Genomic DNA, 14,351 nt, shown 5'->3' with positions numbered 1-14,351 from the left:
CCTAACTCGCTGTTTTTTTTACAAAAACAACCCTGCAATCGTTGCCGACAGCACGCTAACCAGCGTCGCGCCGTACAACAGCTTCAGACCAAAGCGGGCCACCACATTCCCCTGCTTCTCATGCAGACCCTTCACAGCCCCGGAAATGATACCGATGGACGAGAAGTTTGCAAAAGATACGAGGAACACCGATACGATCCCGATTGTGCGATCCGACAAGCCCGTTTGCTTGGTCAGATCCAGCATCGCCACAAATTCGTTAGACACGAGCTTGGTGGCCATAATGCTGCCCGCCTGAACCGCTTCGCTCCATGGAATCCCCATGACAAAGGCGATAGGCGCAAACACATAACCAAGCAATGATTGGAAACTTATTCCAAGCGCCCAAGAGAAAATCCCGTTAACCATGGCAATCAGCGCCACAAAACCGATCAGCATCGCAGCTACCGTAATGGCGACTTTGAAACCGTCCATAATATACTCCCCGAGCATTTCGAAGAAGGACTGCTTCTCTTCCTCCTGAACCTCCAGCAAATCATCTTCCTTCTCAATCTTGTACGGATTAATAATCGAAGAGATAATAAAGCCGCCGAACAGGTTCAATACCAAAGCAGTAACCACATATTTGGGGTTCAACATTTGCATGTAGGCTCCCACAATCGACATAGACACCGTAGACATCGCAGACGCACACAGCGTATACAGTCGATGCTTTGGCAGGAGACCAATTTGCTTTTTAACGGAAATAAACACCTCGGATTGACCCAGAATAGCCGAAGCTACAGCGTTGTAGGATTCCAGTTTACCCATTCCGTTTACTTTGCTCAAGACAAGCCCGATATATTTAATAATAAAAGGCAACACTTTGACATATTGCAAAATCCCAATCAGCGCGGATATGAACACGATTGGCAGCAATACACCGATAAAGAACGGCGCCGCCCCTTCATTCGCAATCCCGCCGAATACAAAGTTAATCCCTTCCATAGCGTACCCAATCAGACTGTTAAACCCTTTTGCAAAACCTTTGACCAGAATTTCACCAATTCCTGTATTCAGCAATACAAAAGCAAGTGCCGCCTGCAATACAACCATAACCACCAACGGACGATACCTGATTTTACGTTTGTCACTGCTGGCAACGTAAGTAAGTGCAAATACAACAAGCAGTCCCACCAGAGCGATTACATATTTCATTTTATTTTCCCCCTCATTACATTAAGCGCTTACATTACCCATAAAAAGAATGTGCCCCAAACGAGGCATTCTTTTTTTATTTCCCCAGATCGGCAGGTCGGAAAGCACCCGGCAGCAGTTGATCCACCGTCCACTCTTCCGTGTTGCCATGAAGGTTGGTCAGATACACTTTGGTATCTGGTTGAGCAAATTCGGAAATCACCTGACGACAGGCTCCGCATGGAGACACAGGCCCTTCCGTATCTGCTACAATCGCAATGGCATCAATTTTACGGCAGCCTTCGGATACCATTTTAAAAATCGCTGTCCGTTCCGCACAATTGCATAAGCCGTAGGAGGCATTTTCCACATTACATCCTCGATAAATCGTGCCATCGCTTCCGAGAACCGCAGCACCGACCTGAAAATTCGAGTACGGAATATATGCCTGTTTACGCGCCTCAAGCGCTTCCTGAATCAATTGATCCTTCATCGCGAATCCCTCCATGACTTTAAAATGAACTTAGTAGGAAGATGTAGACTGCTCACCCTCGATGATTGTCACACCAGAACTTGCACCGATCCGGCTTGCGCCAGCTTCCACCAATTTCTGTACGTCTTCCAGACTGCGTACGCCGCCGGAAGCCTTAACACCAATCTCAGGTCCTACGGTTTTGCGCATCAAAGCCACGTCTTCCGCAGTAGCTCCGCCTGTAGAGAAGCCTGTCGAGGTTTTCACGTAATTAGCTCCTGCTTTGACGGACAGCTCGCAAGCCAGTACCTTTTCTTCATCTGTCAGCAAGCATGCTTCAATAATTACTTTTACCAGTGTACCCGCGGCTGCTTCCACGACTGCACGGATGTCCTGCTCAACGAGCTGTAAATCACGCGCTTTCAAAGCGCCTATATTAATAACCATATCAACCTCAGTCGCACCGTTAGCAATAGCATCCTTCGTTTCGAACGCTTTCGTTGCCGACGTATTGGCTCCCAACGGGAAACCGATAACGGTACAAATGTTCACGCCTGTTCCTGCCAGTTGCTCTGCGGAGTAAGCTACCCAGGCCGGGTTCACACATACGGAAGCAAACTGATATTTCTTCGCCTCAGCGGTCAATTTCGTAATTTCATCCTTCGTCGCGTCTGCGCGCAACAATGTATGATCGATCAATCCTGCAATGTTCATTCTTTAAACGCTCCTTCATTGGAAAGATAGTATGAGGACTGATGTCCTTTACTTCTCTGTGATAAGACCATCATAGCACGGCATTGAACATATGTAAAACGCATTTTGAAATTATGTTCAAGCCTCCGCATAAGACGTTTACCCACAGTTCAAATTACCCCATAGGCGCACGCCAAAACGGTATGTTTAGTCTGATTGAGGCAAAATGATCTACTGTAAAAGTGCCTGTGCCGTAAACTGATCTGTCACCAAAATATTGGCATACTTACCACGGAGCGATGCCCGGATAGCCTCTACTTTGCGCTGTCCTCCGGCTACGAGAATGGACTTCTCCTTCTTACGCAAATCAGGCAGATCAATACCAACGGTGCGACTGTTAATTTCCTGACTGCATATATTGCCCTCATCATCAAAAAAGCGTGAGCAAATATCACCCTTGCCGATTTTCTGTAACAGCTTCTGCTCCTCATGATTAAAATAGCCCAATCTAAACAGCAGCGCGTCCTCCTTGACCGTACCCACCGTAAACACGGCAATGTTCGCCTGCTTGCCAAGCTCAATGATACGCTGGATATGCCGATCCTCCTCGACCATTTTCTTGACGGCTTGACTGTCAAAAATCACAGGCAACGGCAAATACCGTGCAATCGTGTGAAAGGCTTCTGCGAACAAATTCACCGTCTCCACGGCATACGTATTGACATGTGAATGGCTTACGCCTCCTTTGAGCTGAACGACCTCGACGCCCTTAACCTGCTTTTGCTGGAGATGGAGCGCCACCGCATGCATCGTCGTTCCCCACGTCACTCCAATAATATCCGCATCTTGCACCGTTTCATGCAAATAATCGGCAGCTTTTTTGCTAATATGCTTCTTGATCTCCTGATATTCATTTAACGGCGAATAGCAGACCAGAGCGGTATCCAGCCCGTATTTCTTCTTGACCTGCTCTCCGAGCGCATCCATATCCTCCATCGGATCAACAATACTGATTCTCACATAGCCCTGTTCCTTGGCAGCTTGAAGCAACCGCGATACCGTGGGACGCGATACCCCGAGTCTGACTGCAATTTCTTGCTGGCTATAGTCGTTCAGATAGTATAATCTGGCTGCCTCGATACTTAGTCGCTGCTTTTCATGATCCATTCTACCTCAACCCGCTTATCTTAAAATGTAGTGCCACCAGACGCCATGCCTTGGCCATTTGGAAGATTTAACTGCTATTTTGTGATATTCTGTGAATAGAACCTGGCTACATAGCACCTTCAACTTTATCTTTCCATTTGTTAAAACGCAATAGTTACCCCATTTTACCGTCACTTCACAGCCTGTGGTAGTCTTATCTGAAATGTAAGGAGAATTGGCCTATGTCCGAATTTATTGTGTGCAGACTGGCGAGCAAAACGTTCGCTTTAAACTTTGTAGAAGTGGAAGAAGTCATGAATGCCAAGAAAGGAACACCGCTTCCTTTTTCCGAGTCATGGCACGAAGGAATGGTCACCATTCGCGGTGACGTATTTACGATCCTGAATTTGCGCAAAAAACTGCTGCTCCCTGCTTCAAGCGAGTCCTCCGAGGACAAAATGATTTTGCTCAGCCGGGCAAAAATTGCTCTGCTCGTCGATCAGGTGGAGGATACAGCTTCCGCCCTGGACAGCCAGTTGAAAAGCAACGAGGAAGAGTGGCAGCGTGAACTATTTCCTACCGTGCTGGAGCATCAGGGCACCCTCGTTCCAGTGATCGATATGGATGCTTTTCTCGCTTCGACCAAGACGAATTAAGCGTATTGATGTAAAATACCACCCAAAGCTTGAGCCGTCTCGCGCTCATCTTTTGGGTGGTATTTTACGTTAAGGGGCGTGAAACCTACCGCTATCCCTCTATACGGTCCCCTGTCCGTCTTTCATGTGAACCAGCGTGTTCAACTGTTCCAGCAGCGTATTCCCGCCAGTCAGTGAAATCGTACCAATCTTCTCGCAGATTTTTTCCAGAAACTCCAGCTCTTTGAGACGGTAAAGGGTGGCATTTTCGTCCATCAGCTTGGCGGTATTCAGCAAACTGCGAGTAGATGCTGTCTCTTCGCGCCGTGTGATGAGATTGGCTTGCGCTTTTTTCTCTGCCAGCAGCACCGTGTTCAAAATATCCTTGATATCCCCCGGCAAAATAATATCCTTCACCCCTGCCGACGTAAAAGTGACCCCATATTCGCCGCTTTGCTCATTCAGACGGGTCAAGACATATTCCGCAATTTCCTGCTTCATTTTCAGCAAATCATCCAGCTTCATCGTTCCGACATATTCTCGCAGCACCAGTTGGAGCATAATGTACATTTGCTCCTCGAATGCCCGGAATTCCAGCGCCCGCAGTGGGTCAACAATGCGATACTGACAGACGAAGTTCAGGCGTAGTGTGATTTTATCCTCAGTCATGATTTCCTGCCCCATCAGGTCCATCTGCTGCTGTCGCAAATCTATCGTTCTGATCTCCGTGTTCACCGTCGACATCCAGAAATAATATTTACCCGGCTTCAGCTCGCCTTGCAGCACGTTATCATAATACAGGAAGCCCAGCTCATAGCTTGCCACCTGAAGCGCCTTCCAGAAGCCCTGTGTCTTGGCCAAAAAGGCTTGCCCCAGCGCCTTATCAATCGCAGGCTGCCGGGTATCCGCATGAACAAAACGATGCTCCTTGAGCACGTTCCAAAAAGCATATTTACCAGCGGGCAGCAGTTCCACGAACCGATTATCCTCATAATGCAGCACATATTCATAATCCTCTACATCGACAACACTCAATTGCTCCAGCAGAACGGAATCCGTCAAAAACAAACGAATATCGTGATCCGGTACAAAAAATGGTTCGGCAACATTCAAAATTTCAACTGTTTCCTGCTGAAATGTCTTCAATATGTAAGTCCCCGGCAGCAGCAGCTTGTGGTAACTCCCCTTTTTAAACAGCAGCCCGCGCTCATCCGATTTAATCGTTATTTTCTTAAACATCGTATCACTCCTAATCGTTAAAATCCTCAGCTTAAAAGTATGCTTCTTTCTATGTATTGGCGGCTCCGCGGTCCATTTGATCTTCCGATCGCTGTTGCTGTGGAATTCCTAGGATTGTATAAAACATTCAAAGGTAGGAATTCCACTGCAAAGGCGAACGCTTCGCTTCTTCAGATTCAAATGGACCACTCCGCTGCTACCCGCCTTAAAATCAACACATTTTTAAAATGAGGATTCTTCATTTTTATTCGTTGTAGTAGGGTTAGTGACCCTTGCAGAGCATCCTCCGGTGTGGACGGCGGGACCAAGCTTGAGGAAAAAGGAAGGTGCCGCCTGTTCCCGTGTTGCGAAGATGGAATTCATCAGTCCAACATCGACTGTAAATTCGCACTCCCGAAGCCTCGGGGCCTGTCGGCGCTTGCTCTCTCCGGTATCCGCTAGCCGCATAGCCATCGCCCCGGCATCTGTCATGTGGACCAGACATGGGATACTCATTAGGGTCTTTGTAGTGGTTTTTTTCGATTTTTTGAATACTCTACCATGAGTCGCGTGGAAGGCGATTGGGATTCGAACCCTAATTTGGTGGATACATCAGATTTACAGGATACCTCACCCGATCAGGCAGGCACTGCGGGACCATTTGAAATCCTCACCTCGGTAATATCTTTCTGTATCAGCCTTTATCATTATCACGCACACCCGCACTTACGAACATGGCGAAAGTATTACGACTCCATAAAAAAGAAAAAAAAGACACTGAAACGTTCGTTCTGATTTTTTACATTTAATTGGTTATAATCTATGCGTATAAATAAAAAAATCTCATTGACACATGTTAATATTTGGATAATAATTTGAGGGTAGTTATAAATTTTGGATTTTTTGTATGAAGGGTGGTTATGACTTGGAACATACACCTACGATTTTAGCGGAGTTGGAAGATTATCTAAAGCAAAATGACTTGACTGTAGCAGAATTTGCGGAGCGTTCAGGTGTTCATCAAAGAACGCTTAATAATTGGATTCTTAAACATCGTCCTGTTGCTATACATCAGCTTGATCGAATGACGCTAGCTATGGGATTACCAGAAGGTTTTTTTTACGAACGATACATAGATCATTACATCATCGAACGTTCCCCGGATTGGCGGCGAATTGAACCGGTATTGTATCGCTGTGCTGAACTGGATAAGCTGGAAGCGATTCAGCGTATAGTTGGACACATCATGGACAACCTGCTCTATTCCCCGAAGTTATTTGATGTAGCAGAAAACTTATTCGCACAAGATCGGCATGCTGCTGCGTTGTTGCTCTATGAGGGGGTTGCGGAAGCAGAAAAGTACCAGCACTCTGAACGTTTGGCCATCTGTCAGTATCGTCTATTTACAATTCAGGTTGGGGACAATCAAAGCCGGAATCTCAAGGCAGCCACCCGATTTGAACCTTTTGTCGAACGTCTGGATGAGATAGAACAGCTAGATGCGTTAAAAGATTTGGCAAACGTATATCGTTCTTTGCAAGAATGGGACATGCTTTATGAAACGGCTCGAAAAATGAGAGCTAAGGCGGAAATTCAATATTCTATAAAACATCAGCAGAGGAAGCAGCAGCGCGAGGAGCCTGTTAAGAGGTTGAGTCGCCCCATGTTTGTGTACATCACCTATGCCGATCTACTGTGTGCTAGGGTCTGTGATGCTCAAGGCAATTATAAGCAAGCACTACAATTTACATTCAACTATGCTAATTTAGATTGGGTCATAGAGACGGACGAGAATACTCAACACTGGGTCAACCTGTTCAAGCACTGGGCACAAGCTAATACTATGGTGAATAAGCTTTTATCTGGAGATATAAGTGTGCTACAAGATTATGTTGAATATATTGATGCATCGGCAGATACAAAAGAAGAAGACCGGATTGTGCAACTTTTGAATATTATGATAGCGGCTAACCGATTCCATATAGATGTTGATGATGTTCTCTCACGTTTTGAACTGGACATTAATTCCTTTGCTCAACTACCAGCATCTACTGATATGTATACTCAACAAGTCTTACCGAATTATCTTGCGTATTTTGGTTATGAGTTGTCCTATTACTATCTATACAAAGGGATGTATAGTGATGGCTTTAAACATTTGAAGTCTGCCACGCTAAAAGCGATTATACTAAATAACGAAACTTATTTTATAAACTGTTTGGGATTATTCGAGTATTTTAAAGCCTACGCAATGGATGAAACAAAGCTAGAGTTTTCAAAATTTATTGAAAAGGTGTGGTTAAATAATGTTAAAAAAAATGGTACTGCTAATCGTCTCGGCTAGCTTTTTGTTTATTATAACTGTGCCTATGCAGCCGCATGAGCGTGGTCAGAGCATCCAACCTTTTGAACAACATGGTGGCGCTTAAACAGAAAGGAATAAGAGAAGTCCTCGCCGACTCGTTATGAAATAATTCCATAATTGTAGACACTTGGCTTAAGCTACTACAGAGGACTGTATTCGGTATTCTACCGAGGACAGTCCTTTGAGTCTTTTCTTTGGCTTTGCTTCATCCCATTAGACATTCACCCTATGAGTTATTCATCCCATTAACCATTCACCCTAATAAATATTAAGTGGCTCTTCGCTCTACTGGATGGGTAATGCCAATTAGAATAAAGTCATAGGTTGATCGGCTACAGACTAACCCTAGAAGGAGCAAACGGATCATGCTAAACAGGCAAGACAAACCTTCAGTGCTGAAAACTCTATCATTTTTTACGTGTGGGTCCAATTTACTGCATCTAATCATTAACCGTCTTGAATTTCATGAAGGTTATTCTAACTTTGTATCCAACACATTTACTTTATGGAAAATTTTCCGCCTCGGTATTTTGATTGAAGGTTGCCCTTCTCCTTTCATCTTCGTTACTCTTTCCAATTGTTCAAGTTCTCTAATCAGAATTATACAGCTAAAGCTTCTACGAAAATTTCGGGGAACTTTGAAATGATTTAGGTTCATTCGCCAAAGTTGACGGTTGAGAATTACATATCCCAATGTGGACAAAAAAGTCCATATTGAAAACACGAACTTATACGATAGTTTTGATAGAAATATCAATAATATAGCTAAACGTCAAATTGACGACTTGCTCAAACTGATCGATTATTTCGATAGGTTGGAAATCATGCGATGTCGCACGATTTGAATATAAAAATATCCAGTTACCGTAAATAGGGGGCAACTGGATAGTAAAATTGATGTTTTATTTGATGTGGCTATTCTTCTTCACAATAAAAAATTCGCTTACAATAATCTAAGGTTGATAGTTTAGTAAGTTTTATGAAAACTACCAACCGTAGAGTTATACTTGGCAATATCAGATGGTAATACGAAACCGATTGATGTTTGATAAAGGTTTGCAATGTCGTTCCCTGCTCCGAAATAATATGCCTGCCAAACAAATTTGGAACAATAACTATCAGCAACATTATTAAGTGTATGATTAAAAGTATAATTTTGCACCCTACCTATATTGTTCATTGCCCATCTGGCTGCGGAAAGGCCACCTCCACCATATGCATGCATGATTGTAAACGTGTTACCTTTAGAAAACCGTGAAATATAAGAATCTAAACTCTCCGAAATGCCGGGGCCGTATGGGTGGACATGGTAGATTCTATAATCAGTTCCTACAATTCCAACGTGACCAGCAAGGAAAGTAGAAAATGATTTAGGATTATAAATAATATCTCCTGCTTGAATAGTTATGTTAGTACCAGGATATTTCTCAGGAAGTTCAGCCGTTGGACTGATTATAGTTTTATCCTGCGAGTATGTAGATTGGGTGACAGAATTTGAATCATCAATCATTGATGAACTTGCATCTGCACTAGCAACGCCAGCAAATAGAAATGCAAAACAAATAATAAACAAAAATCCCAATGAATGTTTCAACTGCATTTACTCCAACATCCTCTCAATGGTATAATTTTAACAAAGTTAGTATACAACTGGTATAATGTTTTTTCAATATTTTTTTGAATTATAACCCAAAAAAGGAGATATTCATGAAAAAATATGGAGTAGCAATTTTTATAGTAATAATACTTGCAACCGTTTGGATGCTTAGTAATTACACTAAAAGTCATACTCAAAACGAAGTATTCAACTATCTTGTAAAAATTCAAGGATACAAACCATCTGAAATTTATTCAGTTGAAACTCAAATAGGTAAAGCTCCCTTAGTTAGTACACAAGTTATATTCAAGGATGAAACAAATGCAAGGTATTTTTATAAAAAAGAGCAAGGTGAAATTATTCAGTATAGCCAAGCCCCTGTTAAAGGAGTAGATGATGGAGCATATAGTTATAAACATAAAGAAAAAAAATCAAGCTAACTAATCAAGTCTCTTCGGTATTCGACATGGGTAAAATAGACTGCGATTTTATATGGAGAGGCGGTCATGATAAGTTGGATAGAATAGCATAGCGAAGAGCCAAAAAAGAATCTTCCAGGCTTTTTAGCCCTTCAGATTCTCAATCTTCGAAGTCTTTAAATCTTTAAGTCTTTTTGCCCTTCCCATACTCCACCCACATTTCGGAAAAATGAGTTGCTTTGTGGCGGGTAGTAGCGGAGCGGAGGGGTTGAATCTGGAGAAGCGTGAGCGTTCGCCTTTGCAGTGGGATTCTTACCTCTACATGTCTTATACAATCCGAAGAATCCCACTGCAACAGCGATCGGAAGATCAACCCCTTCGCGGAGCCTCTCTCCCACCCACAACCCCACTCATTTTTCCCGCCCAAAATACCCTTCTATTTTCCAGTCCACGCCAACCTGCGTTACGCTCAAATCTTGTAGCGCCACTGCATCGCTCATGGCGGACACCCCTTCTCCCCCGAGAAAGCCCGGTGCTGCACGCCCTCCAACCAGCTTCGGCGCAATATACAGCACGAGCTTGTCAGCCAGTCCTTGCTGCACGAACGAAGCGTTCACCTCGGCTCCGCCCTCCACGAACACCGAAGATACCTCCGCTGCGCCCAAAATATCCAGCATTTGCGGCAGGTTGACCCGATCACTGTTTTCATCCTGTGTCGGATATACCTTTACACCCAACTGTTCCAGCTGATCCCGCTTGCCTTCATCATAAGCACTTCCTGTAAATATCCAGGTAGGTGCCTCGCCATCTGTAATGACACGGGCATCCAAAGGAATACGTAGCTTGCTGTCCAGAATGATGCGAATCGGATTCCGGCCTTCCGGCAGACGAGTAGTAAGCTGCGGATTATCGTGAATGACTGTCTGTACACCGACCAGTATCCCTACATGTTCGTTACGAAGGCGATGCACATCTTCCCGTGCCACTTCGGACGTAATCCATTTGCTTTCCGAGGTCCGGGTGGCGATTTTACCATCCAGCGTCACCGCTGATTTGATCGTGACAAAAGGTCGCTTGCTTACGATATATTGGTTAAACACTTCATTCATGCGGACAGATTCCTGCTCACATACCCCGACGATGACCTCAATACCCGCATCCTTCAGGATTTGTACCCCTCTGCCCGAAACCAGCGGATTAGGGTCCAGCGCCGCAATAACGACCCGACGAATGCCAGCCTTCACAATCGCTTCCGCGCACGGGCCTGTCCGTCCATGGTGGGAACACGGCTCCAGCGTCACATAAATCGTCGCTCCCTGAGCATGTTCACCCGCCATACGCAAAGCATGAATCTCGGCATGTGGCTCGCCGGGCTTCAGATGAGCGCCGATCCCGACGATGCGACCGTTGTTAACAATGACCGAACCGACGAGCGGATTCGGTTCTGTTTGTCCCTTGGCACTTTTGGCATTTTCCAGCGCCAGGCGCATATATTTCTCGTGAGTGGTCATAGAACCTCCCTGAAATCGAAATCCCGCAAATGGCCGGACCGTTCCACCTTCGTATTCAAATAGCGTTCATTATATTGCGACACATCGCCCCACAACGGCATACGCCCTGCCACATTCATACCGGATTGCTTCAAAGCCTCCAGCTTTTTAGGGTTATTTGTAATTAAGGTTACCGGTTTTTGTCTCAGATGACGGAGCACACTAATCGCATCCGCATAATTACGAGTATCATCTTCAAAGCCCAATTGGTGGTTGGCTTCAACGGTATCCATGCCTTCCTCCTGCAAAATGTAAGCCATCGCTTTGCTGAACAAGCCGATCCCGCGTCCCTCATGGTTTGCCAGATAGAACAGCGCACCCGTTCCGTGCTCAACAATCATTTTCATGGACTGGTGAAGCTGAAATCCGCAATCACAACGCTTGCTGCCAAAAATGTCTCCAGTATGGCAAATGCTATGCATACGAACAAGCGCATTTTCCGACTGTTGAAGATCGCCATACACCAATACGCTCGATTGTTGTCCTTCTGCCAAATCCAGCGTGGACAAGCGTTTCACAATCGTGTCAGCGGTGGCATTCAGCAGGTCCTGACGATCTGCCTCATCCCGTACAGGCAACCAGCAGTACCATTGGAAAACAACTGTTTCCCCTTCCAAATTAACTGGCAGCTTGATCGGTCCTACCAAAATTGTCGAAGATTGCTCTCCGCGAATCGTTTGAATTTTATCGTTAAGTAGCGTAGCTACGTCTTTTTGGTTCATCTCTCTACACCATCCTTTATATAAGCTTACTTCTATATGATTTGATGTTCTGCTTGTAAAAAATGTTCATGAAACGTGGATTCCATCGTAAGCTGTCGTTCCTGAAGCTCGGTGACAGCCTGCCGCCGCCCGTCTTCGAACGCCTTTAGGCCCGCTACGGTATATCCACCCTCCTGACGCAAACGAAGAAACTCACTCGCCAGTACATCGGCATCCTTCAATGCTGCATTCAAGCCAAAAGCTCCGGTAGGTGTCATGGTATGCGCCGCATCTCCAATAAGGACCAGTCCGTTCTGCGACCACGTATCACTGCGGCTACTGAAAATATCCAACGGTACGAAGTCCTTCCACGAACGAATGTGATCATGCACGTTATGCTCCAGATCGGGAAATGCCTCCGCCAACAACTGAATGAATGGTTCAAATGACTGCTTAAACAAGGTAGGAAAGCTGCCTTCCTCTACATTCCAGCCAATCTGAATATAGCCCTCAGCCTGCGAAAATAAAGACAACTGCCGCCCGTTGACCAATGCCAGACGTGTGACAGGCTCCCATCCGGCAGGTGCCGTAATTTTGGCCCACAGCAGATCATAGCCGTGTCTGATATTCGTCACTGGCATCTGCGCCAGCTTGCGCACGGTCGAATAGCGACCATCTGCCCCGACAATCACAGAGCTGCGAATCGTAACCTCATCGCCGTTCTTATCGCGGGCGGTCAAGCCTGTGTAGCCATGCTCGCTGTTGCCTTCCAGCGCAGTCACCGTCGTACCCGCCAAATAACGGAAGGACTCATACGTAGCCGCCTGCTTGAGCAGAGCCTCCAAAAAACGAGGCTGTGGAATGTGAACCCCCACATTACCTTCCGCTGGCTCAATCGTCTTCACCTGCTGCTGATGCTCCCAATATTCGATTCTCGTCGAAGCGAGGACGTACTCCTCATGAATTTGTTCGAGCAGCTTATGCTTTTGGATCACTTGCTGACCCTCATCATTTAAAATTTCGCCGCGAAAAGCCTTTCCCGCCACGCTCTGCCGCTCAACCAATATCGTCGCAATACCTTGCTCCGCCAACAAACAGGATAACAAGGCCCCGGCTGGTCCCCCTCCAACTACGCACACTTCACATTCCAGCTTCATCTGACTTCCTCCTGCATACCAAAGCACTGGCCTCAACAATTAGTCCGTTCCTGTCAATTTAATTGCATCGTTATAATATCAAATTTTAAGCATTTTGCAACAATCCCAAGAGCGATTTCAAATCAGCAATATATAGATCGAAACGGTTTAGTTCGTCTATCTATTGTACTTTCGAGCGTTGGGAATCGAATGATGCAAAATGCTATATATACGTCCGTGTCGAATCCGACAAGTTACTTTATGTAACAAAGTATATTTATATCATTTGATTTCGTCAAGTAATAAATTTATGTAAAGTAAAATCATTTACTTTTAACAGTGGATCGTTAATAATAGGTGCATGAGGTGATCACATGAACATACCGCAAATGTGCCCACGGTTTGAAAAAGCTATGGAGTTACTGAGCAAGCGTTGGACGGTGTTAATCGTATTTCAGCTAACTAACGGTCCGCAACGATTTGTCGCGATTGAGAATTCAATTCCCAATTTAAGCGGGAAGGTCCTTTCCGATCGCTTGAAAGAGCTTGAGGAAGAAGGCATTATACTACGTATGGTCTATCCCGAAAAGCCTGTTCGGATCGAATACTCCCTTACGGATAAGGGACGCGATCTAGCTCCATTGTTTGATCATATCGGCACTTGGGCTACCCGCTGGGTTGAAGTTTTACCAGCAATTGAGCAGTAGTAACCTGCGTTAAACCAACACGGACTCAGACTGCTAACATGCCAAAGAACGCCTTTGCCCCGAGCACAATTCGTACTCATCACGCAAGGCGTTCTATTTTTCATATGACGGATTGCCCTATGATTTACTTATATATCGTCGCGTAGCATTTCCTCGCGAATAGACTGAACCCGCTTTTTTCCCCAATCATACATCATCTCGACAATCGGTAAAATCGTCATCCCCAGCTCGGTCATTGAATATTCCACCTTTGGGGGCACCTCGGGATACACTTCCCGGTGTACAATACCATCCTCCATCAATTCTCGCAGTTGATTGGTCAGCACTTTATGAGACAGCTTTGGAAACAGCCTTTGCAAGTCACTGAACCGGTGCGGCCCTTCCACCCCCAGATGCCATAAAATGACGACCTTCCACTTGCCGCTTAACACTGACAGCGTCAGTTCTTTTTCACAGTTATAGTCTCCGTTGACGATCTTCTCCCGTATTTCTTCTCTCAGCGTATCAGACATATATCGGTTAACTCCTTCTATTCC

The 14,351-nt window shown here is 45.2% G+C and carries 15 protein-coding genes; 4 read left to right on the top strand and 11 right to left on the bottom strand.

Annotation, left to right across the window (positions count from 1 at the left end):
* Window positions 1–18 precede the first annotated feature (18 nt).
* The 4 genes from E0698_RS09345 to E0698_RS09330 form a co-directional block, all read right to left on the bottom strand.
* Entirely contained in the window at window positions 19–1,197 is a 1,179-nt protein-coding gene (locus E0698_RS09345) for a NupC/NupG family nucleoside CNT transporter (protein WP_149095225.1), read from the bottom strand.
* A 76-nt stretch (window positions 1,198–1,273) separates the two neighbouring features.
* Window positions 1,274–1,669, bottom strand: a complete 396-nt coding sequence (locus tag E0698_RS09340) for a cytidine deaminase (protein ID WP_044644559.1) — start codon at window positions 1,667–1,669, stop codon at window positions 1,274–1,276.
* 30 nt (window positions 1,670–1,699) lie between these two features.
* Complete coding sequence (deoC, locus tag E0698_RS09335) at window positions 1,700–2,362, bottom strand: deoxyribose-phosphate aldolase (protein ID WP_192511380.1); 663 nt, start codon at window positions 2,360–2,362, stop codon at window positions 1,700–1,702.
* Between the two features lie 210 nt (window positions 2,363–2,572).
* The gene (locus E0698_RS09330) at window positions 2,573–3,508 is read right to left on the bottom strand and encodes a sugar-binding transcriptional regulator (RefSeq protein ID WP_134912505.1); all 936 of its coding nucleotides are present in this window, start codon (window positions 3,506–3,508) and stop codon (window positions 2,573–2,575) included.
* 221 nt (window positions 3,509–3,729) lie between these two features.
* On the opposite strand from E0698_RS09330, the gene E0698_RS09325 reads away from it, so the two are divergent.
* Window positions 3,730–4,143 carry a chemotaxis protein CheW gene (locus E0698_RS09325; protein ID WP_192511379.1) on the top strand — a complete coding sequence of 138 codons (414 nt, stop codon included), beginning with the start codon at window positions 3,730–3,732 and terminating at the stop codon, window positions 4,141–4,143.
* A gap of 99 nt (window positions 4,144–4,242) precedes the next feature.
* Here E0698_RS09325 and E0698_RS09320 read toward each other — a convergent pair whose 3' ends face one another.
* Complete coding sequence (locus E0698_RS09320; RefSeq protein ID WP_192511378.1) at window positions 4,243–5,361, bottom strand: slipin family protein; 1,119 nt, start codon at window positions 5,359–5,361, stop codon at window positions 4,243–4,245.
* A gap of 222 nt (window positions 5,362–5,583) precedes the next feature.
* A complete protein-coding gene (locus E0698_RS09315) occupies window positions 5,584–5,856 on the bottom strand; it encodes a hypothetical protein (protein ID WP_238353925.1) in 273 nt (90 codons plus the stop codon).
* Between the two features lie 409 nt (window positions 5,857–6,265).
* Between E0698_RS09315 and E0698_RS09310 the strand changes: the two genes are divergently transcribed.
* Entirely contained in the window at window positions 6,266–7,684 is a 1,419-nt protein-coding gene (locus tag E0698_RS09310; protein ID WP_192511377.1) for a helix-turn-helix domain-containing protein, read from the top strand.
* A gap of 988 nt (window positions 7,685–8,672) precedes the next feature.
* On the opposite strand, the gene E0698_RS09305 is transcribed toward E0698_RS09310, so the two are convergent.
* Window positions 8,673–9,305: a hypothetical protein gene (locus tag E0698_RS09305; RefSeq protein WP_192511376.1), complete on the bottom strand. Its 633-nt coding sequence runs from the start codon at window positions 9,303–9,305 to the stop codon at window positions 8,673–8,675.
* 107 nt (window positions 9,306–9,412) lie between these two features.
* On the opposite strand from E0698_RS09305, the gene E0698_RS09300 reads away from it, so the two are divergent.
* Complete coding sequence (locus tag E0698_RS09300; RefSeq protein ID WP_192511375.1) at window positions 9,413–9,742, top strand: DUF3139 domain-containing protein; 330 nt, start codon at window positions 9,413–9,415, stop codon at window positions 9,740–9,742.
* A 389-nt stretch (window positions 9,743–10,131) separates the two neighbouring features.
* Here E0698_RS09300 and ribD read toward each other — a convergent pair whose 3' ends face one another.
* The 3 genes from ribD to E0698_RS09285 are packed head-to-tail and all read right to left on the bottom strand — an operon-like array spanning window position 10,132 to window position 13,129.
* Window positions 10,132–11,232, bottom strand: coding sequence for a bifunctional diaminohydroxyphosphoribosylaminopyrimidine deaminase/5-amino-6-(5-phosphoribosylamino)uracil reductase RibD (ribD, locus tag E0698_RS09295; protein WP_192511374.1), 1,101 nt, complete (start codon window positions 11,230–11,232; stop codon window positions 10,132–10,134).
* Entirely contained in the window at window positions 11,229–11,993 is a 765-nt protein-coding gene (locus tag E0698_RS09290; RefSeq protein WP_192511373.1) for a GTP cyclohydrolase II, read from the bottom strand. Before E0698_RS09290 ends, ribD begins: the two co-directional genes overlap by 4 nt.
* A 32-nt stretch (window positions 11,994–12,025) precedes the next feature.
* Window positions 12,026–13,129, bottom strand: coding sequence for an FAD-dependent monooxygenase (locus tag E0698_RS09285; RefSeq protein ID WP_192511372.1), 1,104 nt, complete (start codon window positions 13,127–13,129; stop codon window positions 12,026–12,028).
* A 353-nt stretch (window positions 13,130–13,482) separates the two neighbouring features.
* Here E0698_RS09285 and E0698_RS09280 point away from each other — a divergent pair, with 353 nt between their 5' ends.
* Entirely contained in the window at window positions 13,483–13,815 is a 333-nt protein-coding gene (locus E0698_RS09280; RefSeq protein WP_044644569.1) for a winged helix-turn-helix transcriptional regulator, read from the top strand.
* A gap of 128 nt (window positions 13,816–13,943) precedes the next feature.
* Here E0698_RS09280 and E0698_RS09275 read toward each other — a convergent pair whose 3' ends face one another.
* On the bottom strand, window positions 13,944–14,327 hold the full coding sequence (locus tag E0698_RS09275; RefSeq protein ID WP_192511468.1) for a winged helix-turn-helix transcriptional regulator: 384 nt from the start codon (window positions 14,325–14,327) through the stop codon (window positions 13,944–13,946).
* Between the last annotated feature and the right edge of the window lie 24 nt (window positions 14,328–14,351).

The sequence above is a fragment of the Paenibacillus sp. 23TSA30-6 genome, from assembly GCF_014858585.1.
In the GTDB taxonomy this organism is placed as follows: Bacteria; Bacillota; Bacilli; order Paenibacillales; family Paenibacillaceae; genus Paenibacillus.
The sequence above is the reverse complement of the archived record's forward strand: the minus strand, read 5'-3'. Positions and strand labels throughout refer to the sequence as shown.